Source organism: Variovorax sp. 05T418 (genome assembly GCF_056396385.1).
The window spans coordinates 63,639-85,708 of the sequence record NZ_JBFTLJ010000012.1 but is presented as its reverse complement, the minus strand read 5'-3'; the positions used below and the strand labels follow the sequence as shown (position 1 = coordinate 85,708).

General features: G+C 67.2%; 25 protein-coding genes. 17 read left to right on the top strand and 8 right to left on the bottom strand.

What is annotated here, in order from left to right:
- Positions 1 to 8 precede the first annotated feature (8 nt).
- Both AC1DMS_RS22735 and guaA read left to right on the top strand, forming a co-directional pair.
- Positions 9 to 428 (top strand): type II toxin-antitoxin system VapC family toxin, encoded by a 420-nt coding sequence (locus tag AC1DMS_RS22735; protein ID WP_012747867.1) that lies wholly within the window; start codon positions 9 to 11, stop codon positions 426 to 428.
- 11 nt (positions 429 to 439) lie between these two features.
- Entirely contained in the window at positions 440 to 2,059 is a 1,620-nt protein-coding gene (gene guaA, locus AC1DMS_RS22730; RefSeq protein WP_012747868.1) for a glutamine-hydrolyzing GMP synthase, read from the top strand.
- 119 nt (positions 2,060 to 2,178) lie between these two features.
- Here the strand turns inward: guaA and AC1DMS_RS22725 are convergent, their stop codons facing one another.
- Complete coding sequence (locus AC1DMS_RS22725; protein ID WP_012747869.1) at positions 2,179 to 2,556, bottom strand: winged helix-turn-helix transcriptional regulator; 378 nt, start codon at positions 2,554 to 2,556, stop codon at positions 2,179 to 2,181.
- A 110-nt stretch (positions 2,557 to 2,666) separates the two neighbouring features.
- On the opposite strand from AC1DMS_RS22725, the gene AC1DMS_RS22720 reads away from it, so the two are divergent.
- The gene (locus tag AC1DMS_RS22720; RefSeq protein WP_478181858.1) at positions 2,667 to 3,401 is read left to right on the top strand and encodes an SDR family NAD(P)-dependent oxidoreductase; all 735 of its coding nucleotides are present in this window, start codon (positions 2,667 to 2,669) and stop codon (positions 3,399 to 3,401) included.
- Positions 3,402 to 3,424: 23 nt separating this feature from the next.
- Complete coding sequence (locus tag AC1DMS_RS22715) at positions 3,425 to 4,024, top strand: NADPH-dependent F420 reductase (protein ID WP_478181857.1); 600 nt, start codon at positions 3,425 to 3,427, stop codon at positions 4,022 to 4,024.
- An 83-nt stretch (positions 4,025 to 4,107) separates the two neighbouring features.
- On the opposite strand, the gene AC1DMS_RS22710 is transcribed toward AC1DMS_RS22715, so the two are convergent.
- The 4 genes from AC1DMS_RS22710 to AC1DMS_RS22695 all read right to left on the bottom strand — a co-directional run bounded on the left by AC1DMS_RS22710 (position 4,108) and on the right by AC1DMS_RS22695 (position 7,051).
- Positions 4,108 to 5,004 carry an arginase family protein gene (locus AC1DMS_RS22710; protein WP_478181856.1) on the bottom strand — a complete coding sequence of 299 codons (897 nt, stop codon included), beginning with the start codon at positions 5,002 to 5,004 and terminating at the stop codon, positions 4,108 to 4,110.
- Between the two features lie 28 nt (positions 5,005 to 5,032).
- Complete coding sequence (locus AC1DMS_RS22705; protein WP_478181855.1) at positions 5,033 to 5,950, bottom strand: alpha/beta fold hydrolase; 918 nt, start codon at positions 5,948 to 5,950, stop codon at positions 5,033 to 5,035.
- Positions 5,951 to 6,019: 69 nt separating this feature from the next.
- The gene (locus tag AC1DMS_RS22700; RefSeq protein ID WP_478181854.1) at positions 6,020 to 6,571 is read right to left on the bottom strand and encodes an autotransporter; all 552 of its coding nucleotides are present in this window, start codon (positions 6,569 to 6,571) and stop codon (positions 6,020 to 6,022) included.
- Positions 6,572 to 6,661: 90 nt separating this feature from the next.
- Positions 6,662 to 7,051, bottom strand: a complete 390-nt coding sequence (locus tag AC1DMS_RS22695; protein WP_478181853.1) for a YybH family protein — start codon at positions 7,049 to 7,051, stop codon at positions 6,662 to 6,664.
- A gap of 26 nt (positions 7,052 to 7,077) precedes the next feature.
- Between AC1DMS_RS22695 and AC1DMS_RS22690 the strand changes: the two genes are divergently transcribed.
- On the top strand, positions 7,078 to 7,494 hold the full coding sequence (locus AC1DMS_RS22690) for a winged helix-turn-helix transcriptional regulator (protein WP_478181852.1): 417 nt from the start codon (positions 7,078 to 7,080) through the stop codon (positions 7,492 to 7,494).
- A gap of 33 nt (positions 7,495 to 7,527) precedes the next feature.
- On the opposite strand, the gene prpR is transcribed toward AC1DMS_RS22690, so the two are convergent.
- Entirely contained in the window at positions 7,528 to 9,492 is a 1,965-nt protein-coding gene (gene prpR / locus AC1DMS_RS22685; protein ID WP_478181851.1) for a propionate catabolism operon regulatory protein PrpR, read from the bottom strand.
- A 164-nt stretch (positions 9,493 to 9,656) separates the two neighbouring features.
- Between prpR and AC1DMS_RS22680 the strand changes: the two genes are divergently transcribed.
- The 5 genes from AC1DMS_RS22680 to AC1DMS_RS22660 are packed head-to-tail and all read left to right on the top strand — an operon-like array spanning position 9,657 to position 14,687.
- The gene (locus tag AC1DMS_RS22680) at positions 9,657 to 10,856 is read left to right on the top strand and encodes a CaiB/BaiF CoA transferase family protein (protein WP_478181850.1); all 1,200 of its coding nucleotides are present in this window, start codon (positions 9,657 to 9,659) and stop codon (positions 10,854 to 10,856) included.
- Entirely contained in the window at positions 10,853 to 11,761 is a 909-nt protein-coding gene (locus AC1DMS_RS22675; RefSeq protein WP_478181849.1) for a hydroxymethylglutaryl-CoA lyase, read from the top strand. Before AC1DMS_RS22680 ends, AC1DMS_RS22675 begins: the two co-directional genes overlap by 4 nt.
- A 29-nt stretch (positions 11,762 to 11,790) precedes the next feature.
- Complete coding sequence (locus AC1DMS_RS22670; protein ID WP_478181848.1) at positions 11,791 to 12,783, top strand: tripartite tricarboxylate transporter substrate binding protein; 993 nt, start codon at positions 11,791 to 11,793, stop codon at positions 12,781 to 12,783.
- 6 nt (positions 12,784 to 12,789) lie between these two features.
- Positions 12,790 to 13,653, top strand: coding sequence for an isocitrate lyase/PEP mutase family protein (locus AC1DMS_RS22665; protein WP_478181847.1), 864 nt, complete (start codon positions 12,790 to 12,792; stop codon positions 13,651 to 13,653).
- Positions 13,654 to 13,688: 35 nt separating this feature from the next.
- Entirely contained in the window at positions 13,689 to 14,687 is a 999-nt protein-coding gene (locus tag AC1DMS_RS22660; protein ID WP_478181846.1) for a Bug family tripartite tricarboxylate transporter substrate binding protein, read from the top strand.
- Positions 14,688 to 14,730: 43 nt separating this feature from the next.
- On the opposite strand, the gene AC1DMS_RS22655 is transcribed toward AC1DMS_RS22660, so the two are convergent.
- Together AC1DMS_RS22655 and AC1DMS_RS22650 are read right to left on the bottom strand one after the other, a co-directional pair.
- On the bottom strand, positions 14,731 to 15,699 hold the full coding sequence (locus tag AC1DMS_RS22655; RefSeq protein ID WP_478181845.1) for a Bug family tripartite tricarboxylate transporter substrate binding protein: 969 nt from the start codon (positions 15,697 to 15,699) through the stop codon (positions 14,731 to 14,733).
- A gap of 158 nt (positions 15,700 to 15,857) precedes the next feature.
- Positions 15,858 to 16,766, bottom strand: a complete 909-nt coding sequence (locus AC1DMS_RS22650; RefSeq protein WP_478181844.1) for a LysR family transcriptional regulator — start codon at positions 16,764 to 16,766, stop codon at positions 15,858 to 15,860.
- A gap of 134 nt (positions 16,767 to 16,900) precedes the next feature.
- On the opposite strand from AC1DMS_RS22650, the gene AC1DMS_RS22645 reads away from it, so the two are divergent.
- The 7 genes from AC1DMS_RS22645 (at position 16,901) to AC1DMS_RS22615 (ending at position 22,046) form a co-directional block, all read left to right on the top strand.
- Positions 16,901 to 17,809 (top strand): ferritin family protein, encoded by a 909-nt coding sequence (locus AC1DMS_RS22645; RefSeq protein ID WP_012747883.1) that lies wholly within the window; start codon positions 16,901 to 16,903, stop codon positions 17,807 to 17,809.
- A gap of 7 nt (positions 17,810 to 17,816) precedes the next feature.
- Positions 17,817 to 18,206 carry a RidA family protein gene (locus AC1DMS_RS22640; RefSeq protein ID WP_012747884.1) on the top strand — a complete coding sequence of 130 codons (390 nt, stop codon included), beginning with the start codon at positions 17,817 to 17,819 and terminating at the stop codon, positions 18,204 to 18,206.
- Positions 18,207 to 18,212: 6 nt separating this feature from the next.
- Entirely contained in the window at positions 18,213 to 19,118 is a 906-nt protein-coding gene (locus tag AC1DMS_RS22635) for an alpha/beta hydrolase (RefSeq protein WP_478181843.1), read from the top strand.
- Positions 19,119 to 19,271: 153 nt separating this feature from the next.
- A complete protein-coding gene (locus AC1DMS_RS22630) occupies positions 19,272 to 19,424 on the top strand; it encodes a hypothetical protein (protein ID WP_478181842.1) in 153 nt (50 codons plus the stop codon).
- 11 nt (positions 19,425 to 19,435) lie between these two features.
- Positions 19,436 to 20,179, top strand: a complete 744-nt coding sequence (locus AC1DMS_RS22625) for a metal ABC transporter ATP-binding protein (RefSeq protein WP_478181841.1) — start codon at positions 19,436 to 19,438, stop codon at positions 20,177 to 20,179.
- The gene (locus AC1DMS_RS22620; protein WP_478181840.1) at positions 20,176 to 21,051 is read left to right on the top strand and encodes a metal ABC transporter permease; all 876 of its coding nucleotides are present in this window, start codon (positions 20,176 to 20,178) and stop codon (positions 21,049 to 21,051) included. Before AC1DMS_RS22625 ends, AC1DMS_RS22620 begins: the two co-directional genes overlap by 4 nt.
- Positions 21,052 to 21,140: 89 nt before the next feature.
- Positions 21,141 to 22,046 (top strand): metal ABC transporter substrate-binding protein, encoded by a 906-nt coding sequence (locus AC1DMS_RS22615; RefSeq protein ID WP_478181839.1) that lies wholly within the window; start codon positions 21,141 to 21,143, stop codon positions 22,044 to 22,046.
- Positions 22,047 to 22,070: the final 24 nt, after the last annotated feature.

Sequence of the window (22,070 nt, the reverse complement as noted above, 5' to 3'; positions counted from 1 at the left end):
CCTTCGTCATGGACGCCTCCGTAACCGCCGCCTGGCTCTTGCCCGACCAGGCCAGCGAACACACCCGCAAGCTCTACGCCGCCATCCGCCGCGACGAGGTGGAGCCGCAGGCGCCCAACGCCTGGCAGTGGGAGTGCGCCAACATCCTTGCCAACGGCGTGCGCAGCGGCCGCATTCCGGCGTCCGCGGTCGAAGGACTGTGGAGCGTGCTCGACGCCATCCGCCACCGCGTCGAGCTGCACGAACTCGCACCCGCGCAGCACAAGGCGGTGCTGGCCGTGGCCATCGACGCCGGGGTGTCGCTCTACGACGCGGGCTACCTCTGGCTCGCGCGCTCGCTCAATCTCCCGCTCGCCACCTTCGACGAGCAACTCCTCCAGGCCGCGCCCAAGGCGGGCGTCAAGCTGTTCGACATTTCAACGCTCTGAGTCCTTTCGCCATGCAACACGACAAGATCCTCATCCTCGATTTCGGCTCGCAAGTCACGCAGCTCATCGCGCGCCGCGTGCGCGAGGCGCATGTGCTGAGCGAAGTGCATCCCTGCGACGTCAGCGACGAATGGGTGCGCGAATACGCAGCCGACGGCCACCTGAAGGGCGTGATCCTCTCGGGCAGCCACGCGAGCGTGTACGAGGAAACCACTGACAAGTGCCCGCAGGCCGTGTTCGATCTCGGCATTCCCGTCCTCGGCATCTGCTACGGCATGCAGACCATGGCGCACCAGCTCGGCGGCAAGGTCGAGGGCGGCCACAAGCGCGAGTTCGGCTTTGCGTCCGTGCGCGCGCATGGCCACACCGCGCTGTTGAAAGACATCGCCGACTTCACCACGCCCGAAGGCCACGGCATGCTCAACGTGTGGATGAGCCATGGCGACAAGGTCACCGAGCTGCCGCCCGGCTTCAAGCTCATGGCCAGCACCGACAGCTGCCCCATCGCCGGCATGGCCGACGAGGCGCGCCGCTACTACGCGCTGCAGTTCCACCCCGAAGTCACGCATACGGTGCAGGGCAAGGCGATCCTCGAGCGCTTCGTGCTCGGCATCTGCGAGGCGAAGCCCGACTGGGTCATGCGCGACCACATCGCCGAGGCCGTGGCCAAGATCCGCGAGCAGGTAGGCGACGAAGAAGTCATCCTCGGCCTCTCGGGCGGCGTCGATTCGAGCGTGGCGGCCGCACTCATTCATCGCGCCATCGGCGACCAGCTGACCTGCGTGTTCGTCGACCATGGCCTCTTGCGCTTGAACGAAGGCGACATGGTCATGGAGATGTTCGAGGGCAAGCTGCACGCGAAGGTGATCCGCGTCGATGCGAGCGAGCTGTTCCTCGGCAAGCTGGCGGGCGTGAGCGACCCCGAAGCCAAGCGCAAGATCATCGGCGGAGAGTTTGTCACTGTATTCAAGCAGGAGGCCGCCAAGCTCAAGGCGGGCGACGGAGGACACAAGGGCGCCACCTTCCTCGCGCAGGGCACCATCTACCCCGACGTCATCGAATCGGGCGGCGCCAAGAGCAAGAAGGCCGTCACCATCAAGAGCCACCACAACGTGGGCGGCCTGCCCGAGCAGCTCGGCCTCAAGCTGCTCGAGCCGCTGCGCGACCTGTTCAAGGACGAGGTGCGCGAACTCGGCGTGGCACTCGGCCTGCCGCCCGAAATGGTGTACCGCCATCCGTTCCCGGGCCCCGGCCTGGGCGTGCGCATCCTCGGCGAAGTGAAGAAGGAATACGCCGACCTGCTGCGCCGCGCCGACGCGATCTTCATCGAGGAGCTGCGTAACTTCAAGGACGATGCCACCGGCAAGAGCTGGTACGACCTCACGAGCCAGGCTTTCACCGTGTTCCTGCCCGTGAAGAGCGTGGGCGTGATGGGCGACGGCCGCACCTACGACTACGTCGTCGCGCTGCGCGCCGTGCAGACCAGCGACTTCATGACCGCCGACTGGGCCGAGCTGCCGTACGCGCTGCTCAAGAAGGTGTCGGGGCGCATCATCAATGAAGTGCGCGGGATCAATCGCGTGACCTACGACGTGTCGAGCAAACCGCCGGCGACGATCGAGTGGGAGTGAAGAACGATGCCGCGTCCGGCCGCTGCCGCGCAGCCTGACACTCTGATCGGAAGAATTCGACCAGCCGCCCTCCCGCGAATGCGGAGGGTCTTCCGACTCAGCGGCTCTTCTCCATCCCGCTAGGACAAAGTTTCGCGCTTGGCGAAGATGCTTGCCACTTCCGCCATGTGCTCGGTTCCCCAGGTGCACAGCGGAACGATCGCTTCGGCCAGGCTGCGGCCCAGCGGGGTCAGCGCGTAGTCCACGCGCGGCGGCACCTCCTTGTAGTCGGTCCGCGCCAGCACGCGATCGGCCTCCAGATCCTTCAGATGCTGGATCAGGACCTTGTCGCTGACGCCTTCGATCAAGCGCTTGAGTTCGCCGTAGCGCCTCGGGCCGTCGCGCAGGAAAAATAGGATCAACGGTTTCCACTTGCCCGAGATGATGCGCAGCGTGGCGTCGAGCCCGCAGGAGAAGCCACCGGTACCGCAGGTTGGATGAGAAGAAGGCGTCGTCATTTTTTCATACTTACCAAAAAGTGCATACTTGTCCTTAGGTTATCAGAACTCCATACTTGTTCTCAAGCAGTTCCCTGCTTCCGTGCAACTTCAACTATGGATCCCATGACATGACCAGACTGAATGGAAAGACCGCCGTGATCACCGGCGGCGCCACCGGCATCGGCCGCGCCGCGGCAAAGCGCTTCATCGAGGAGGGCGCCTTCGTCTTCATCTTCGGCCGCCGGCAGGAAGCGCTCGACGCCGCCGTGGCCGAACTCGGGCCCAATGCCCGCGCCGTGAAGGGCTCGGTGTCGGATGAGGCCGACCTCGACCGGCTCTATGCGGCGGTGAAGGCCGAGCGCGGAACCCTCGACATCGTCTTTGCCAATGCCGGGGCGGGAAGCCCGCTTGCGCTCGGCAAGATCACCGCCGAGCACATCGACGAAACCTTCGACACCAATGTGAAGGGCACGATCTTCACGGTCCAGAAGGCGCTGCCGCTGATGAGCAAGGGCGGCTCGATCATCCTGACCGGTTCGAGCGCCGGCACCACGGGTGCCCCGGCATTCGGTGCCTACAGCGCGAGCAAGGCGGCGGTGCGCAACCTCGCGCGATCCTGGGCGGAGGACCTGAAGGGCACCGGCATCCGGGTCAACGTGCTGTCGCCCGGGCCGACGGCGACCGAACTCGCGAAGGAAGCGGTAGGCGAGGAGGGCATGAAGGTCTTCGCATCTATGAATCCGCTCCAGCGCATGGCCGATCCGGCGGAGATCGGCGCGGCGGCTGCCTTTCTCGCGTCGCAGGACAGCAGCTTCATGACCGCCAGCGAGGTCGCGGTCGACGGCGGCCTGGCGCAGATCTGACGCCAAAACCAAAAGGAAAATCCATGAGCTACGCAATCATCGGCTTCGGCAGCATCGGCCAGGCCCTGGCCAAGGCGTTTGCCCGAAGCGGCATCGAGGTATCCGTTGCAACCACGCGCGACCCGGAAAGCTTTGCATCCGCCGCGGCCGCGATCGGGCCCGAGGTCATTCCCAAAACACTGGCGGAAGCAGTCAAGGCGGACATCGTCTTTCTGGCTGTCCGGTTCGAGTCGCACCGGGATGTCGCGAAGGCGCTGCCCAGCTGGCAAGGGAAGACCATCGTCGACGTGACCAATGCCTACGGCGTGTCCCCCGAGGAGCTGGGAGGACAGCCTTCTTCCAAGGCCGTCGCGCAGGCTTTCTCTGGTGGACGGCTGGTCAAGGGTTTCAACCATCTGGCCGCCGCAGTCCTTGAACAAGATCCGGACGTACATGGCGGCAGGAGAGTCGTGTTCCTGGCGAGCGACGATGACGGCGCCGCAGCGGAGATCGGTGCGCTTGCGAACGATCTCGGTTTCTCTCCGATCAAGCTTGGCGGGCTTTCGGAAGGTGGACTGCTTGTGCAGGCGCGCGGAAATAGCTGGGGTCAGCTGATCTTCAAGGACTTGGTCAAGTTCGATTGATGATGAATCGGGATCGCAAATTTCGGTGCGATCCTGCCTCGTGGATAAGGGGCGGCCACGATTCGCCGGGAGGCCCCGCCCCCTCACGCAGGCGCGGCCGTCCCCAGCGCCTCGGCCAGCACCGCAGCAAGGCCGCTGCCGGCGCTGCTGTCCCCGTCGAGGCGCGGGTTGTAGATGGTGACCTCCATGCCGACGGCCTTTCCGCTCGCCAGGATGAGCCGGAGCGCGGTCGACAGTTCGTCCCATGACAGCCCGCCCGGTACGCGGAAATCGACCGCCGGCATGAGGGCATCGTCGAGGCAGTCGGCGTCCAGGTGGATGAAGAAGCCGTCTAGCTCGGGCCGCGTCAGGTGGTCGATGGCTGCACGGGTTGCGGCTTCGACACCCAGGCGGCGGATGGCGGGGAGATCGCAGGCCATGAGCTCCGCCGGCAAAGGCTGGCTGCCGAATTGGGCCTGGTCTTCGTGGTCGCGGAATGCAAAGGCGACGGTGTCCTCGGGCCGCACCAGCGGACGGCGGCCTTCCAGGTCGGTCAGAAGCGCCGGCCCGTGGCCGGTGACGAAGGCCAGGTCCATGGAGGCGCCTTCGCCGTTGGGTTCGGCTTCGGGCTGGAAGAAATCGGCGTTGCCGTCGATGAAGAACAGGCCATAGCGGCCACGCCGGCGCAGCGCGAGCATCGAGCCCAGCACGATCGTGCAGTCGCCGCCGAGCACTATCGGGAATTCGCCCGCGTCCAGCACCTTCTCCACTGCATCGGCGAGCTTGGGCGACCATGACGCGATCGCATCGGCGTTCAGCACCAGGGTGGATGGATCGGGCTTCGGGTCTTTCGGCGGAACCGCCAGTCGCCCGGCACGGCGCGCGTGGATGCGGTCGGCGAGTCCGAGTTCCAGCAGCCGGCTGGGCAGTCGCTCCACGCCGTCGGTCGACAGGCCGAGCGTGGAGGGCGCTTCAAGAATGGCATAGCGTCGGGTCGGCATCAGGTGCTCCACGGCAAGACGGGTTCTTTCATTGGACGCCTCGCATTTCGTGAAGTGGACGAAGGGCCGGCGGCGCGAGGTGCCGCTGCAAAAAGTCCTGCACGGCCGCAGCCACCTCGCCAGGGTGCGTTTCGAGAAGCCAGTGGCCGCCGTCGAAGTATTCGATCGTGGCGTCCGGCAGGTCGTGGCGAAAGGCCTCCGCCTGCGCTGGCCGGTAGTACTGGTCGCCTCGTCCCCAGAGGATCAGGGTCGGAAGGCGAGCGCGGCGCAGGTGCGCCTGGATCGCAGGGTAGAACGCGACGTTGCTCCCATAGTCGCGATGAAGATCGAGCAGCGCATCGGCCACGCCCGGCCGCCGGATGTGGTCGCACGCCAGGCGGATGACCGCGGGATCGATGCGCTCGGCGATGTGCGCGGGAAGCTGCTCGACGAACTCGCGGCGGATGCCGTCTTCGTTGAGAAGCGAAGCGCGCATCCTCTCGCGGTTGGCGTCCGAGGGATCGCGCCAATAGGCTTCGGCGGACGACCATGCATCGGTACGGCCCGCATCGAAATAAGCCTCGCTGTTCTGGATGACGAGAGCCGCCGGCCGCAGGGCCGCGCTTGCCAGCAGCCGGAATCCGGCCTGCGCTCCATAGTCGTGAAGGTAGAGGGCGCGAGGCTCGATGCCCATGGCCCGGACAAAGCCTTCGATCACCTCGGCAAGATGAGCGAAGGTGTAGGCGAAATGGCGGCGGTCCGGGACGGCGCTGAATCCAAAGCCCGGCAAGTCGGGTGCGACGAGCCGCCATCGATCGGCCAGTGTCCACAAGAGATGGCGGAACTGCACGGAAGACGACGGAAATCCATGGAGCAGAAGAAGCGCCGGCGCATCCGGCGGCCCCGCCTCGCGATAGAAGATCTGCGTGCCGCCGATGCTGATGTATCGGTGCCTTGGCGAAGACATGGCGCCATGTTCCACCTCCTGCAGACCGCAGCCAAGCTCTTGACCCTGCGGACATTGGGGACCTGCTGATCAGGGCGCGATGGCGCGCGCCTCGGCCAGATACCGGTCGTTGTCGAACACGCCGGGCCGATCCCCCGCGAAGCGCCACATCTGCCTCTTCGTGTGCAGCAGATTGCCAAGGTACACGTGCAATGCGCCCGAACGCGCCATGCCCGGGTTCGCCACCGCGTGCACGGTATCGGGAGGCAGGTGAACCACCTCGGGTGCGATGGCTTCGCGCCGCTCCGGAACCTGCAGCCGGCCGTCGGACTGCGGGTAGATGAAGTTCGTCTCTCTGCCGCGATAGATGCCGATGAGGGCATCCATCAAGTGGTTGTGAGGCGGGTACTGCAGGCCCGGCGTGAGGGTGATGTGATAGATCGTCAGCGTGTCGTTCGCGCACAGCAGGACTTCATCGTCGCTTGCCTCGTGGACCAGCTCGCCGAGCGAATGGAAGCGGGCGGTGATGTCGCGCAGCACCGCGGCGACGCGATCGAAGCGATCGGCCTTTGCGGCGGCGTCGACGATCTCGTCGATCGCGGTCTGAAGGGTCGAACTGACGAGTGGGTGTGAAGTCATCATGATGCCGGATCGGTGGATCTGCGGCAGGATAGATCAGGTATGCAGGGCCAGTCCACTGCCGGCCAGAGGCAGCGGCGGCGTGTTGCATGGTCAGCCCTCGACACGCGGCAAGCTCGCACCTGCCGCATGGTCGATGACGTAGAGCCACGAACCATCCGCCTGCCGGCGCACGACCTCGGCCGAACTGCCGGCGAGGATCGTCGTTCCCTCCGGCGAGGCCAGGCGGTAGTCGGCGCGCAGCAGCGCAAGGCCGTCCACTTCCACGCAGAAGTTGTTGCGGGACACCATGACGCCCGGAATCTCCAGCAGCTTGCCGAGTTCGGCGGCGATGGCGGGTTTTCCCCTGCAGGTCGGGGTGGAAGCATCGGTACGCAGGGCGGCATCCGGTTCGTACAGCGACAGCAGGTTGTCGATATGGCGGCTGTTGAACGCGCGGGCAAAAGCTTCGTTCATTGAAGCAGGGGTGGTGACCTTGAACATGGTGGATGGACGCTCTCTGAAATACGATGGCGCTCATCACAGCATGCGGATCCAGCACTCACCAAATGGATAGAACTGCAGAGAACCCGGCGGCTCCGGCCGGCATCGACACACCTGCGCCCAAGCACGCGAGCGAATGCCCCGTCGAAGAATGGCTGGCCTTCCTGGGCCACCGCTGGAACGCGCTGATCCTCTGGCATCTGCAGACCGGTCCCAAGCGCCATGGCGAACTGGTCGGGCGCCTGGCCGGGATCACGCCCAAGGTGCTGACCGAACGCCTGGATGGCCTGGAGCAACGCGGCCTGGTTTCGCGCGAGCTGTTGGCGAGTTTTCCTCGCGGGGTTCTCTACACGCTGTCGGCGCGTGGGCGGTCGCGGGTCCTGGTGCTGGATCGGTTGGAGATGTGGGCCAAGGCTGGCTTTGGCCTCAGCTCCATGAAATAACCTTTTCGTGGTGAAGTTCAGGGGAGCGCGGCATCAGGTGCCCGGCGCACCGGCGCCGCGTTCGCGCATCCAGCGCCAAAGCGTCGAGCGGCTCACGCCGAGTTGCCGGGCCGCAGCCTGGCGGTTGCCGCCTTGCGCCTGCAGCGCCGCGGCCACGCGTGCAGCGCTCAGCCCAGTGTCGCCGGCCACCTCGCTTGCGGTGGCATCGGCGAAAAGCTCCGGCAGGTCGTGCCGCAGTTCGTCGTAGCGAACGTCCTCGAGGCGGTCGAACTGCATGAGGAACACCGCGATGCGCTCGCCGAGGTTTTCCAGCTCGCGGATGTTGCCGGGCCAGTCGTAGGCGCGCAGGCGCGGCAGCAGCGGCGCCAGCGCGCGCACCGGGTCCAGCCGCGTGCCCAGCCGCTGCAGGCAGCGATCGACCTGCGCTTCGGCCAGCGGCGCGATGTCTTCGCGGCGCTCGCGCAAGGGCGGCAGCGGCAGGCGCAGCGTGTTGAGGCGGTAGAACAGGTCTTGCCGGAAGCGGCGCTCGGCAATCATGTCGTTCAGCGGCTGGTGCGTGGCGGCGATCACGCGCACATCGACCGGAATGGCGGCCGTCGCGCCGAGCCGCGTGATCTCGCGCTCCTGCAGCACGCGCAGCAGTCGCGTCTGCAGCTGCAGCGGCATGTCGCCGATCTCGTCGAGAAAGAGGGTGCCCGTGTGCGCCGCCTCGAACAGGCCGCGCTTGCCGCCGCGGCGTGAGCCGGTGAAGGCGCCTTCCTCGTAGCCGAACAGCTCGCTTTCCAGCAGGGCTTCCGGAAAGGCCGCGCAGTTGACGGCGACGAAGGGCCGCCCCGCGCGCACGCTCTCGTTGTGGATGGACTGCGCGAACAGCTCCTTGCCGACGCCGCTCTCGCCGGCGATCAGCACCGTGAGGTCGGTACGCGCAAAACGCCGTGCGGTCTGCACCGCGCGCAAGAAGGCCGGGCTCTGGCCGATGAGGTTGGCGAAGCGGTGGCGCGCCGCGCTCTGGCGCCGGCCCTGCTGGATGCGCAGGCTGGTGTCGGCTTCCTGGATGGTGCGAGCGTCGTAGAGCGTGAGGGCGGCACCGACGATCTCGCCGTGTTCTCGGATCGGCGTGCGGTTGACCACCCAGTCGCGCTGCGCAAAGCGCTGCACCACGGCGCGCTCGACCTGCCCGCTGTCGAGCGTGGGCTGCAGCGACAGCTCGGGTTCGATCGCCTCCAGCGACTGGCCGATGAGCCGCGCGTGCGGCGGGCCGAGCAGTTGCTGCATCGGCGGGTTGACCGCGATCACGCGGTTGTCGCGGTTCACCGCCAGCACCGCCTCCTGCAGGTTGTGCAGCACGCCGTTGAGCTGCTCGTAGCGGCCGGCTTCGAGCCGCGCGACGCGCGCGAGTTCGAGTGCATCTTCGAAGCCCTTGCGCACGCTGCCCAGCGAGTAGGCGAGCAGCCCGTGCAGGCCGGCCTGCTCCGCGAGCTCGACGACCAGGCTGGAACCGACGATCACCTCGAAGCCCTCGCGGCGCAGCTGCTCGAAGCGCTGGCGCGCGTCGTCGGGCGTCTGATAGGCGTGCTGCACCACCTCGATGTTGAGCAGGTCCTTCACCTCGTCGAGTTCGGGGATGGTCTGGCCGTACATGACGACGCCGACGCGGCTGGACATGCGCCGCGCCTTGATGAGCGCCTGCAGCAGGTCGAAGCCGCTCAGCTGGATGGTGGCGACAGGCGCTTGCAGTCCGGCGCGCAGGATGCTCGCGTTCGAGCCCGCGCTCACGAAGGCATCGACCAGGCCGCGCTCGAGGCGGTCGCGCGCGATGGCGAGCGCGTCGCCGAAGGTGCCGTCGACCACCTCGATCTCGGCGCGGCCGGTGTATTCCGCCACCACCGGCATCGCGAATCCGCGGATCTGCCGGTAGCTCAGGAAGCACAGGCGTGGCAGCTCGCCGCTGCGTACGGGAGCCGGGAAGAAGTGGGAGGAGGGGCGATCGCCGGGCATGTCGCATTGAAACATATCGATGTTTCATTGGCGTCGCATTGCAACGCAAGGAGGTGATCGGAAAAACGACAACCCCTTTCAAATCAATCACTTGCACGCGTCTCGAACGCTGGCACGGCCCCTGCGATAGCTGGGCATTCGCCAACCTTTCGGAGACATTGAACGTGGCACTCGAACACATCACCGTGCTGGACCTGACGCACATGCTGTCCGGCCCCTACGGCACCATGCTGCTGGCCGACCTCGGCGCGCGCACCATCAAGGTCGAGCCGCCCGGCAGCGGCGAAGGCACGCGCCGGCTGCTGGAGAACGACCCGCACTATTCGCGCGACGGCATGGGGGCGTACTACCTCACGCTCAACCGCAACAAGGAGAGCGTGTGCGTCGACCTCAAGACGCCAGCCGGCAAGGCGGTGTTTCTCGATCTCGTGCGCAAGGCCGACGTGGTGTTCGACAACTTCAGCGTCGGCGTGACCGGGCGGCTCGGTATCGACTACGCCTCGCTTGCCAAGGTGAACCCGCGCATCGTCACCTGCTCGGTCACCGGCTTCGGCCAGACCGGCCCGCAGACGCAGCGCCCGGCCTTCGACCAGGTGGTGCAGGCGATGGGCGGCGGCATGTCGATCACCGGCACGCCCGAGACGGGCCCGACGCGCAGCGGCATCCCCATTGGCGACCTCGGCGGCGGCATGTTCGGCGCGATGGGCGTACTGGCCGCGCTGGTGGAGCGCGACCGGACCGGCGTGGGCCAGCATGTCGACATTTCGATGCTCGACGCGCAGATCTCGCTGCTCAACTACATGGCGACGATGCATCTGCTGTCGGGCCACGTGCCCGAAGGCATCGGCAACGGGCACTTCGTGCATGTGCCGTACAACAGCTACCCGACAGCCGATGGCCACGTGATCATCGCGTGCATCGGCGACCCGTTCTTCGACCGCTTCGTCGAGTTCATCGACCTGCCGGCGCTGCGCAAGCCCGAATACCGCCAGCAGCCGGTGCGCTTCGCGGCCAAGGCCGAGATCGACGCGGTGGTCGGCGAAGCGATGCGCAAGCAGCCGACCGCCCATTGGCTCGAGCGTCTGCGCGAGGCGCGCATTCCGTGCGGCCCGGTCAACAACTTCGAGCAGGCGCTGAGCGATGCACAGGTGCTGGCGCGCGACATGGTGGTCGAGGTGCCGCTGAAGACCGGCGAACGCGTGCGCATGCCGGGCAACCCGATCAAGCTGTCGGCAGCCGACAAGGGCAGGGCGTTCACCTGTCCGCCGGCGCTCGGTGAAAACACGCGCCAGGTGCTGGTCGACCTCGTCGGCTACGCACCCGACAAGCTCGAAGCGCTGCGTGCCGAAGGGGCGATTGCATGAGCGCGAAGGAAGCGATTCACATCACCGACGTCGCGCCGCGCGACGGCTTGCAGAACCAGGCGATCCGTGTCGGCACCGAGGGCAAGCTGCGCCTGATCGGCCTGCTGGCCGAGGCCGGCCTGCGCAGCATCGAGGCGGCCAGTTTTGTCTCGCCGAAGGCCGTGCCGCAGATGGCCGACGCCGGCGAACTCCTGCCGCAGGTGCAGGCGCGCTTTGCGGCGCTGCGCACCTCGGTGCTGGTGCCCAACCTCAAGGGGCTGGAGCGCGCGCACGCGGCCGGCGCGAAGGAGATCGCCGTCGTGCTTTCGGCCACCGAGACCATGAACCGCAAGAACATCAACATGGGCCTGGACCAGGCGACCGAGGTGAGCGAGCAGACGATCGCCGCCGCGCGCGCGCTGGGCATGCGCACGCGCGCCTACGTGGCCGTGGCCTTCGACTGTCCCTTCGAGGGCGAGACGCCACTCGACGAGGTGCTGCGCCTGTCGGCCCGCATGCACGCCGCCGCGGCCGACGAGATCGTCATCGCCGACACCATCGGCTCGGCCTCGCCGGGCCAGGTGAAGGAGCGCATGGCGGCGCTGCGCGGCGTGGTGCCGATCGAGCGCCTCGCGGTGCACCTGCACGACACGCGCGGCATGGGCGTGGCCAATGCATGGGCGGCGCTCGAAGCCGGCGTGCGCCGCTTCGATGCGAGCGTCGGCGGCATCGGCGGCTGCCCGTTCGCGCCCGGCGCTGCAGGCAACGTGGCGACGGAAGACCTTGTGCTCATGGCCGAGCGCAGCGGCTTTGCCACCGGCATCTCGCTCGCCGGCCTGCTCGCAGCGGTGGACTTCGCGCAGGACGAACTGCAGCGGCCGCTCGGCGGCCGCGCCATCACCTGGCTGCGCCGCCAGCGCGACTAGGACACACAAGACAACACCAGGAGACTTGCATGAACCCGACCTTCAACCTTCCTCATCCCAACCGCCGCCAGATGCTCGCCGGCCTCGCCTCATTCGCCGCCGTCGGCACGGGCGGCATCGCCTTCGCGGAAGGCGCCAGGTACCCGAGCAAGGCCGTCACGCTCGTGGTGCCGTATTCCGCCGGCGGCGGCACCGACATCGTGGGCCGCCTGATGGCGCAGCGCCTGTCGGAGTTGTGGGGCCAGTCGGTGGTGGTCGACAACCGCACCGGCGCCAACGGCGTGATCGGCTCCAGCACCGTGGCGCGCGCGGCGCCCGATGGCCACACGCTGCTGCTGGTGGTGGGCTCGCACGCGGTCAACCCGGTGCTGATGAAGTCGCTGCCCTACGACACCGACAAAGCCTTCACGCCCATCACCAACATCGCGAACTCGCCTTCGGTGCTGGTGGTGCAGGCCAACGGCCCCTACAAGACGCTGGCCGACCTGCTGGCCGCGGCACGCAAGGAAGAGCTGGGCTGCGGCTACTCGGAAGGGCAGACGCGCCTGACCGGCGAACTGATCCGCCAGGTCGGCAACCTCAAGCTGACCGGCGTGCCCTACAAGGGCGGCGCGCCGATCATGGTCGACATCATCGGCGGCCACCTCCCGATGGGCGTGACCAGCGTGCTCACTGCGCTGCCGCACGTGCGCTCGGGCGCGCTGCGCGTGGTGGGTGTCGCGGCGGATCGCCGCATGCCGCTGTTCCCCGATGCGATGACCTTCAAGGAAGCGGGCTTGAACGGTGTCGAGTCGCTGAGCTGGTATGGCCTGTTCGGCCCGGCCGGCCTGCCGGCCCCGATCGTTGCGCAGATCAACCAGGACCTGAAGAAGGTCGCGGCCGACCCCGTGGTGCAAAAGCAGATGCACGACCAGGGCGCCGACATCACGCTCACGCCACCGGCCGAGTTCCGCACCTTCCTGGCGAGCGAGACGAAGAAGTGGTCGCTCGTCGCGCAGCGCGGCGGCATCACGGCGGAGTAAGCGGGCATGGCGAACCCCATCCTCCGACAGAAGCTCGACCGCGGCGAGTTCATCGTCGCGCCGGGCCTGCACGACATGATTGCCGCCACGGTGGCGAACAAGGTCGGCTTCGACATCGTCTACGGCACGGGCTACTGGCTCACCGCATCGAGCCTGGGCCTGCCCGACGCGGGCATTGCCACCTACACGCAGATGCTCGACCGCATGGCGACCCTGGTGCGCACGAGCCAGGGCGCCGTCATCGCCGATGCCGACACCGGCTACGGCGGGCTGCTGAACGTGCACCACACGGTGCGCGGCTACGAGGCGGCCGGCGTCACGGCCATCCAGCTCGAGGACCAGGAGTTTCCGAAAAAGTGCGGCCACACGCCCAACAAGCGCTGCGTGCCCATGCAGGACATGGTCGAGAAGATCAAGGTGGCCGCCGAGGCGCCCGACGACAAGGACAACTTCCTCATCATCGCCCGCACCGATGCACGCGCATCGCTCGGCGTCGACGAGGCGATGCGCCGCCTGGAGGCGTATGCCGAGGCCGGGGCCGACATCCTGTTCTTCGAGGCACCGCAGTCCGAAGAAGAGATGCGCAAGGCCTGCACCGCATTCGACAAGCCGATGCTGGCCAACATGGCCGATGGCGGCACGACGCCGATCCTGCCCGCGAAGGTGTTGGAGGAGATCGGCTTTGCGCTGGCCATCTACCCCTCGCTCACCAGCCTGTCGGCCGCAGCCGCGATGGAGCGCGCGTTGAGCCACCTCAAGGACAGCGGCCTGAGCCAGGCGCCCGAGGTGCCGCTGTTCGACTTCAACGAGTTCTGCGGTCTCATCGGCTTTCAAGAAGTGTGGGATTTCGACAAGCGCTGGGCGCGCTGAAGATTCAATCAACAAAAGGACGGAGACAAAAACCCATGACGAACACCTACAACGCTTGGCGCCGCCGCTTGCTGGCGCTGGCAATAGCCACTACCAGTGCGCTCGCCATCGCAGCAATGCCGGCGCACGCTCAGCAGGACTACCCGAACAAGCCGATTCGCCTCGTGGTGCCTTTCACACCCGGCGGCGTGACCGACACCGGCGCGCGCGTCGTGGCCGAGCGCCTCGGGGCCCGGCTGGGCCAGCAGGTGGTGGTCGACAACCGGCCCGGCGCGTCCGGCAACATCGGCACGCAGATGGTCGCGGCCGCGCCGCCCGACGGCTACACGCTGGTGCTGGGCTTCGACGGCACGCTGGTCATCAACCCGCACGTGTTCGCGAAGGTCCCGTTCGACACAGTGAAAGACTTCGTGCCCGTCAGCAAGATCGGCGATGCGGTGCTCGTCATCGTCACGCACCCTTCGGTGCCCGCGAAGACCTTGCCCGAGCTGATCGCGTATTCGAAGAGCAACCCGGACGGCTTGTCCTACGGCAGTTCTGGCACGGGTGGCACGCCCCACGTCGCCGCTGAAATGCTCAAGGTGAAGACCGGCGCCAACTTCGTCCATGTGCCCTACAAGGGCGGCGGCCAGGCCATGACCGACGTGGTCGGCGGCCAGCTGCCGATGCTCTACACCGCGGTGGCGGGCGCGCTGCCCTTCATCGAAAGAGGTCAGGTGCGCGCCATCGCGATTTCGAGCGCGCAGCGGCTGCCATCGCTCCCCGACGTGCCCACCGTCGGCGAAACCGTGCCGGGCTTCGAAGCGAGTTCCTGGATCGGCATCCTCGCGCCCGCCAAGACCCCCACGCCCATCATCGACCGCATTCAGCGCGAGTTGCACGCAGTGGTGAACGAGCCTGCGGTCAAGGAGCGCCTGGCCAAGCTCGGCATCACGTCGGTGGGCAATACGTCGGCGGAGTTCGGGCAACAGATCCAGGCGGATTTGAAGAAGTACGCGGATGTAGTGAGGGCGGCCGGGATCAAGATTGATTGAGGCGGGGCATCCGGTCAGGGCATGGGCAGCAGCGCTCCAACGCTCAAGGTGCGAGGCCAGCTGATTTCACGATGGCTGCGTATTTGCTGACTTCCGCTGCCGCGTAGCTGGCGAACGCTGCGGCGTTCCGGGTATCCGGCTCCGTGCCGATTTCCCTCAGGCGCTGCACCATGGCGGGAGCCCGCAGGACATCGGTCATCGCCTCGGACAGCTGCTTGAGTACAGGCTGCGGGACCTTGGCGGGTGCAAATATGCCGAACCAGGCGCTGACCTCGAAATCCGGCAAGCCACTCTCCGCCACTGTGGGCACGTCGGGTAGCAACGGACTGCGATGCAGGCTTGTCACGGCCAGCGCCTTGACCTTCTGGGCCTTGAGGTTGGGCAGGGCGGTGGTCTGAAGGTCGAACATCACGGGGACATGCCCGGCCAGCACGTCCGCAAGCGCTGGCGCACTGCCGCGGTACGGCACGTGCAGCAGCTGGACACGCGCGGCGTTCGCTAGCATCTCGCCCGCCAGGTGGTTGGATGTTCCGGGGCCGGCCGACGCAAAGCTGATCGTGCCGGGGCGGCTCCTGCCGGCTGCGATCAGTTCCGCCACATTGCTGTAGGGAACGGCGGGATGGGCCACCAGCACGAAGGGAATCGATGCCAGTGCGCTGACGACTGCAAAGCCCTTGATCGGGTCGTAGCCCACCTTGCTCATGGCCGGATTGATCGCCTGGGAACTGACGGTGCCCATGAGCAAGGTGTAGCCGTCGGGCTTGGCGTCTGCGACGAAACGTGCGCCGATGGCGGTGCCGGCGCCGGCCTTGTTCTCCACGATCACGGGCTGTCCGAGGCGCGCCGCCAGCTGCTCTCCGACAGTGCGCGCGAGGATGTCGGCCGAGCCTCCCGGCGGATACGGAACAACGAGCGTGATCGGGCGGGCAGGGTAGGTCTGTGCGAGCGACGGCACAGCGAAGACGACTGCGGCCAACAGCACCGGGGTGGCGAGCAGCTTCATGAGTTTCATCGTGGACTCCAGTTGGCAGATGCGGGACGAAACCGGCGGCGCTCCCCGGCGCCTTTTGCCGACATGATGCAAACGGCTCGTCATAACGTCCAATACGGACTGCGTACCGAATCCATACATGAATCGAATCACCATTCGTCCGGCCGCCGCGATCGGATTCAGGTGCTGCGCGCGTGCGCCACGGCCTTGCTTGCCACTGCCAGGAAGGAATGGATGACTGGGTTGTCGTTGGTGCGGCTGTAGGCGAAAGCCAGCTGGTAGGTGGGTGGTGCCCGCGTTTCGGCCACGTCAAGGAAAGCCACATCCTTCATGGCCAGCATGCGCATGGAGGCCGGCACCAGGGCGATGCCCAGGCCGCCGGCGACCAGTGTCAGCACGGCCTGCATCTGGGAGGCTTCCTGGACGACCCTGGGCGAGAAGCCCGCGGCCTTGCAGGCGCTGAGCAGCGCCGCCACGAAGCCCGCGCCCTCGGCCGCTGGAAAAGCGATGAAGGACTCTGCCGCAAGGGCCTTGATCTTCACGGAGCGCTGTTTTGCGAGGGCATGGCTGCGAGGCACGGCAATGACGAAACCCTGTGCCTGGAGATCGACAAAGGCAAGGTCCGGCACGTCCTGCAGCGGGCCGACCACCAGGGCCAGGTCGACCTCGGCGCGCCGCAGCGCCTCCACCTGCCGGGTGGTGGTCTCCGCGGTCACATGCAGGTGGACCGTCGGATAGTCGCGCTGGAACCGCTTGAAGATGTCCGGCAGAAGATCGAGCGCGGCACTCGGCACGAAGGACAGGCTGAGCGAGCCTTCCGCGCCCTGGGCGGCACGCCGCGCGCGTTCCGTGGCCGCATGGGCCTGCGTCAGCAGGCGCTGCGCATCCTTCAGGAATACCTTGCCTGCCGGCGTCAGGCGCACATGGTGCCGGCTGCGGTCTATCAGCAGCGTGCCCACCTGCAGTTCCAGGTTGCGTATGGCCACGCTCAGTGGCGGCTGTGACATGTGCAGCTTCTCCGCCGCACGGCCGAAGTTGAGCTCTTCCGCCACCACCACGAACTGACGCAACTGCCTGAACTCGATCATCTGGAGAGCCTCGTGAACGTTGAGTCGATATACACAGTTCGGATCACGACTCCATTTAAACAGTATTGGATGTATCAAGAGCGCGCGCCTAGCATGAGCGGCATCCCCCATTGCCGAATGAAGGAACCACGCCCATGCAGCCGTCCCTGCTCGAAGAAATTCCCGCCGTCCCCAACCCCTATCCGGTCGTGTCGAAGATCGAGTACCCGGAGGTCTGGCGCCTCTGCACCCAGGCACGCGACTTGGCCTGGAACCCGATCGCCGACATTGACTATTCCGATCTCCAGAAGGCCGATCTGCCGCCGGAAGTGCGCAAGGCCGGCGCCGAATGGTGGAGCCTGCGTGCCTGGATGGAGCACGGCGCCACGCCCTATGGCGCAGAGCGCCTGCGCGAAGCGATCTTTCAACACCAGCCCTTCGAGGTGAAGCAGCACATCACCAACTTCATCGCCGAGGAATTCCGGCATCACGAGGCCAGCTTCCGCATCGCCGACGCGCTCGCCGAATACGAGCCCATGCCGCGTTCGGACTACTTCAAGGACATCATCCCGCGCTTCCACGACGAATCGGACGAGAAGGCCATGAGCTTCTTTGCCGGTCTCTCGGTCAACACGCTGTTCGAGCAGCTGTCCGGCGACCTGCTGCAGGCGCGCTACGAGAACGCCCGGTTCGACTCGATCCGCGAGGTCTGCCGGCTGATCCTGCGCGACGAGGCCCGCCACATCCAGTTCGGCCGCATCATCATGCGGCGCTTCTTCAGCGAGTTGCCCTCGGAGGAAAAGCGCCTCATCGGCCTGAAGGTCGCAAAGAAGCTGCGCGGCAGCCTGCTCAACGGTGTCTATGCCGTCGTCAACCTGCCGGACGCCGAGCGCGCACGCTCCGGCCGCAACCGGGCGCTGGCGGCTGACCATGGCCTTGGCGCGACGCATCCCGATGAAGAGATCGGCATCATCCGCATGGGCGTGAACAAGATCCGCGAGGACATCGGCGTGTACGGCGTCGAGATCCCGGCCATTCCGGAAATCGACAGCGTCGTGCACTGAGACTGCCATGCATCAACGCATCGTTCCCGACAATGTCGCAGCGCCCGCGGGTGCCTACAGCCACGGCATCACCACCCACGGCCCAGGAACCTGCCTGCACGTCGCGGGCCAGATCGGCGTGACCCCGCAGGGCCGTCTGCTGGAGGGCTTCGAGGCCCAGGCAGACCAGGCCTGGAAGAACCTGGTGGCGGTGCTGCAGGCGGCCGGCATGGACGCATCGCACCTGGTCAAGGTGACGACCTACCTCACCCGTGCCGCGGACCTGCCTCGGCTCAATGCGATCCGCAGCGTGTACCTTGGATCGGCGCGGCCGGCCTCGACCCTGATGGTGGTCGCGGCGCTGGCACACCCGGACTGGTGTTTCGAGGTCGAAGCCACGGCCTTCCGGCAGGACTGACCGGCCATGCGCGCGATCCCCCGGCCCGCCGGCATGGACGAACTGCTGCGCGAGGTCGGCCCGGTGTGGCAGCAGGACATCCGCGGCGCGGGCGACCGGGTCAAGGCCGCCTACCTGCCTGTGCTGATGGCGGCGCCGCACGGCGGCGTCGACGTCACGCGTGAACTTTTCTACGGGCCTCACGCCCGCCAGCGGCTGGACGTCTATCGTCCGGCCGTCGCGCGCGACGCGCCCGTGGTGGTCTTCGTGCACGGCGGCGCTTTCGTGCGTGGCACCAAGGACATCAACGATGCCATGTACGCCAACGTGCTGACCTGGTTCGCTCGCCAGGGTTGCGTGGGTGTCAACGTGGAGTACCGGCTGGCACCGGAGGCGCCGCATCCGCAAGGCGCCCTGGACGTTGCCGCGGCCTGCGCCTGGGTGTCCGCGCACATCGGCGGCTTCGGTGGCGATCCGCGCAGCATCTGCCTGATCGGCCACTCCGCCGGCGGCACCCACGCGGCGACCTTCGCCTGCGATCCGGCGCTCGCCCATCTGCGGCGCGACGTGTGCTGTCTGGTACTCGTGTCCGCGCGGCTGCAGGCCGACAGCCTGCCGGAGAACCCCAACGCGGCCGGCGTGCGGGCGTATTTCGGCGAGGACGCAAGCCGCTATCCGTCCCTCTCGCCCATGGCGCATGCGGCGCACCTCGCAATGCCCGTGTTCGTCGTCAATGCGCAATACGAGAATCCGCTGCTCGACGTCTATGCGACCGAGTTTGCCTATCGCGTGGCGGAGGCGCGCCGTGTCGCGCCGCGCCACATGACGGTCGCGGACCACAACCACGTCTCCGTCATGGCGCATTTCAACAGCGGGGAGCAGCTGCTGGGCGAGCAGATCCTCGACTTCTTCGCGGGCTCTTGTCGCCGGTAGGGAAGGCGTCAAGCATTCGCGCGAGCTCCTGCGAGTTTTCCCGCGGGGTTCTCTACACGCTGTCGGCGCATGGGCGGTCGCCGGTATCGGTGCTGGATCGAGAACCTGCTTTCATTATTGCGAATGCATTCGCAATTGCAATATAGTCGGGGCATGAAACACCCAGCCCGCCAAACTGAAGCCGCGCCCCATGCCTGGCCGGAAAGCCCGCCGAGCCTGCTGATGGCCAGCGCATGGGTGCGTGTGGCGGGCGCGCTGATGCTTGCCGCGGCACTGTGGCTGGCTGTCGGCTGGGCGCTGAAATGAGCGGCGCGCCGATGCCCCCTCCCGCCATCCGGTTGAGCAACCTCACGGTGGCCTATCGCAGCCACCCGGCTGTGCACCACCTGTCGGGGGAGTTCACGCCGGGCTCGCTCACCGCCATCGTCGGGCCGAACGGTGCGGGCAAGACCAGCCTGCTTGCCGCGATCATGGGACGCATCCGGCCGGCCGAGGGCGGGGTCTCCTTCGACGGTGCCTCGCGCGACCGCATCGCGTGGCTGCCGCAGCAGGCCGAGATCGACCGGAGCTTTCCGATCCGGGTGTTCGACCTGGTGGCGCTCGGGCACTGGGGACGGCTCGGCTGCTTCAAGGGCATCGCCGCGCGGCAGCGCGATGCCGTGGGGGCGGCGCTCGAGGCCGTTGGCCTTGGCGGCTTCCAGCGCCGCGGCATCGCCGAGCTGTCGGCGGGGCAGTTTCAGCGCGTGCTCTTTGCGCGCGTGCTGCTGCAGGACGCACCGGTGATCCTGCTGGACGAACCTTTCAATGCGATCGATGCGCGCACCACTGCCGACCTGCTGGCCGTGGTCGCGCGCTGGCATGCGGAGGCGCGCACCGTGATTGCCGTGCTGCACGACCTCGAGCAGGTGCGCCTTCATTTCGACCGCACCCTGCTCATGGCAAGGCGCTGCGTGGCTTGGGGGCCGACGGCCGAAGTGCTGCATGCCGAGAACCTGTTCCGCGCGCGCCAGATGGCCGAGGCGTGGGACGAGGATGCGCCTGTCTGCAAGGAAGCTGCATGACCGCAGGTGCCTTGCTGGTCCAGCCCTTCGTGGAGTACGGCTTCATGCGCCGCGCGCTGGTGGCCACGCTGGCGCTCGGCCTGGGCAGTGCGCCGATCGGCACCTTGCTGGTGTTGCGGCGCATGAGCCTGATGGGCGATGCGATGGGGCACGCGCTGCTGCCGGGCGCGGCGCTCGGCTTTCTGTTTGCCGGCTTCTCGCTGGCCGCGATGAGCGTGGGCGGATTCTTCGCAGCGCTCGCGGTGGCGCTGGCGGCGGGTTTCGTCACGCGCGTCACGTCGCAGCGCGAAGACGCGAGCTTTGCGGCCTTCTACCTGATCGCACTCGCGCTGGGCGTGCTGCTGGTGTCGACCCACGGCAGCAGCGTCGACCTGATGCACATGCTTTTCGGCACCATCCTTGCGGTGGACGACGCGGCGCTGCTGCTGATGGCCGGCGTCGCTAGCCTGACCCTCGTTGTGCTGGCCGTGATCTACCGGCCGCTGCTCGTGGAATGCCTCGACCCGGGCTTCCTGCGCAATGTGGGCGGGCCCGGTTCGCTGGTGCATGGCGTCTTTCTGGTTCTTACGGTTGCCAACCTGGTGGCGGGCTTCCAGGCGCTGGGCACGCTGATGGCGGTCGGCTTGATGATGCTGCCGGCCACCGCGGCGCGCTTCTGGGCCGCCGAAGTCTGGAGCCTTGCGCTGGTTGCAGCCGGCATGGCGGTGCTGTCCGGCTTTGCCGGGCTGCTGCTGTCCTTCCATGCGCAGTGGCCCTCGGGCCCCGCGATCGTGCTGGTGGCGGGCGCGGCCTACCTGCTGTCGCTCGTGTTCGGACCGCACGGCGGACTGCTCGCCCGGCTCCTGCGCCCACGTTCTCATCGAAATGCCTGACATGAACCCCCACGCTCATCACTTCGTGTATTCGCTGCCCCCCGAGGGGGCGCAGGCCTCCCTTGGGGCGGCCCAGCGGGAGACCTGACATGAACTTTCCATCGAATCCCGCGCGCCGCCGCTTCTTCGCCGCGTCGCTCGTTGCGCTGCCGCTGCCAGTGCTTGCGCAATCCGCCGCACCACGGCCGCTGCGCGTCGTCGCGAGCTTCTCGATCCTTGCCGACATGGCGCGCGAGATCGGCGGCAGCGCCGTCGAGGTTGCGGCCCTGGTCGGCCCGGACTCCGACGCGCACGTCTTCCAGCCGAGCCCGGCCGATGCGCGGCGCATTGCCAATGCAGAACTGGTCGTCGTCAACGGACTGGCGTTCGAAGGCTGGATGGACCGCCTGGTGCGTTCATCCGGCTACCGCGGTCCCGTCGCCGTGGCCAGCGATGGCGTGCCGGTGCGCCGCATGGGCCGTGCGCCCGATCCGCACGCATGGCAGGACCTTGCGAACGCGCAGCGCTATGCCGCGAACCTGCGCGATGCGATGGCGCGGGCACGGCCGGCATTCGCGGCCGAGATCGGCCGGCGCTGCGCGAGCTACATCGAGCGGCTCCAGGCGCTCGACCGCGAGATTCGCGCACGTTTCGACGCGATGCCGCGCGAGCATCGCCGCGTGATCAGTTCGCACGATGCGTTCGGCTATTTCGGCGCGGCCTACGGCATCGAGTTTCTTGCGCCGCAGGGCATGAACACCGACAGCGAGGCCTCCGCCGCCTCGGTCGCGCGCCTGATCGGCCAGATCCGGCGCGAGGACGTGCGCGCGGTGTTCGTCGAGAACATTTCCGATCCGCGCCTGGTGCAGCGCATTGCACGCGAGGGCGGGGTCATCGTGGGCGGCCGGCTCTATTCCGACGCGCTGTCGGCGCCGGGGACCGAGGCGGACACCTACCTGAAGCTGTTCGCGCACAACGCCACAACCATTGCCTCGGCGCTCTCGGCCAAGCGCTGAGCCTGCCGAGCGCCCGATCAATCT

Bases quoted from the DNA above. Each gene is read 5' to 3' on its own strand.
- AC1DMS_RS22735 (WP_012747867.1), top strand. From the start codon at position 9: ATGGACGCCTCCGTAACCGCCGCCTGGCTCTTGCCCGACCAGGCCAGC.
- guaA (WP_012747868.1), top strand. From the start codon at position 440: ATGCAACACGACAAGATCCTCATCCTCGATTTCGGCTCGCAAGTCACG.
- AC1DMS_RS22725 (WP_012747869.1), bottom strand. From the start codon at position 2,556: ATGACGACGCCTTCTTCTCATCCAACCTGCGGTACCGGTGGCTTCTCC.
- AC1DMS_RS22720 (WP_478181858.1), top strand. From the start codon at position 2,667: ATGACCAGACTGAATGGAAAGACCGCCGTGATCACCGGCGGCGCCACC.
- AC1DMS_RS22715 (WP_478181857.1), top strand. From the start codon at position 3,425: ATGAGCTACGCAATCATCGGCTTCGGCAGCATCGGCCAGGCCCTGGCC.
- AC1DMS_RS22710 (WP_478181856.1), bottom strand. From the start codon at position 5,004: ATGCCGACCCGACGCTATGCCATTCTTGAAGCGCCCTCCACGCTCGGC.
- AC1DMS_RS22705 (WP_478181855.1), bottom strand. From the start codon at position 5,950: ATGTCTTCGCCAAGGCACCGATACATCAGCATCGGCGGCACGCAGATC.
- AC1DMS_RS22700 (WP_478181854.1), bottom strand. From the start codon at position 6,571: ATGATGACTTCACACCCACTCGTCAGTTCGACCCTTCAGACCGCGATC.
- AC1DMS_RS22695 (WP_478181853.1), bottom strand. From the start codon at position 7,051: ATGTTCAAGGTCACCACCCCTGCTTCAATGAACGAAGCTTTTGCCCGC.
- AC1DMS_RS22690 (WP_478181852.1), top strand. From the start codon at position 7,078: ATGGCGCTCATCACAGCATGCGGATCCAGCACTCACCAAATGGATAGA.
- prpR (WP_478181851.1), bottom strand. From the start codon at position 9,492: ATGCCCGGCGATCGCCCCTCCTCCCACTTCTTCCCGGCTCCCGTACGC.
- AC1DMS_RS22675 (WP_478181849.1), top strand. From the start codon at position 10,853: ATGAGCGCGAAGGAAGCGATTCACATCACCGACGTCGCGCCGCGCGAC.
- AC1DMS_RS22670 (WP_478181848.1), top strand. From the start codon at position 11,791: ATGAACCCGACCTTCAACCTTCCTCATCCCAACCGCCGCCAGATGCTC.
- AC1DMS_RS22665 (WP_478181847.1), top strand. From the start codon at position 12,790: ATGGCGAACCCCATCCTCCGACAGAAGCTCGACCGCGGCGAGTTCATC.
- AC1DMS_RS22660 (WP_478181846.1), top strand. From the start codon at position 13,689: ATGACGAACACCTACAACGCTTGGCGCCGCCGCTTGCTGGCGCTGGCA.
- AC1DMS_RS22655 (WP_478181845.1), bottom strand. From the start codon at position 15,699: ATGAAACTCATGAAGCTGCTCGCCACCCCGGTGCTGTTGGCCGCAGTC.
- AC1DMS_RS22650 (WP_478181844.1), bottom strand. From the start codon at position 16,766: ATGATCGAGTTCAGGCAGTTGCGTCAGTTCGTGGTGGTGGCGGAAGAG.
- AC1DMS_RS22645 (WP_012747883.1), top strand. From the start codon at position 16,901: ATGCAGCCGTCCCTGCTCGAAGAAATTCCCGCCGTCCCCAACCCCTAT.
- AC1DMS_RS22640 (WP_012747884.1), top strand. From the start codon at position 17,817: ATGCATCAACGCATCGTTCCCGACAATGTCGCAGCGCCCGCGGGTGCC.
- AC1DMS_RS22635 (WP_478181843.1), top strand. From the start codon at position 18,213: ATGCGCGCGATCCCCCGGCCCGCCGGCATGGACGAACTGCTGCGCGAG.
- AC1DMS_RS22630 (WP_478181842.1), top strand. From the start codon at position 19,272: ATGAAACACCCAGCCCGCCAAACTGAAGCCGCGCCCCATGCCTGGCCG.
- AC1DMS_RS22625 (WP_478181841.1), top strand. From the start codon at position 19,436: ATGCCCCCTCCCGCCATCCGGTTGAGCAACCTCACGGTGGCCTATCGC.
- AC1DMS_RS22620 (WP_478181840.1), top strand. From the start codon at position 20,176: ATGACCGCAGGTGCCTTGCTGGTCCAGCCCTTCGTGGAGTACGGCTTC.
- AC1DMS_RS22615 (WP_478181839.1), top strand. From the start codon at position 21,141: ATGAACTTTCCATCGAATCCCGCGCGCCGCCGCTTCTTCGCCGCGTCG.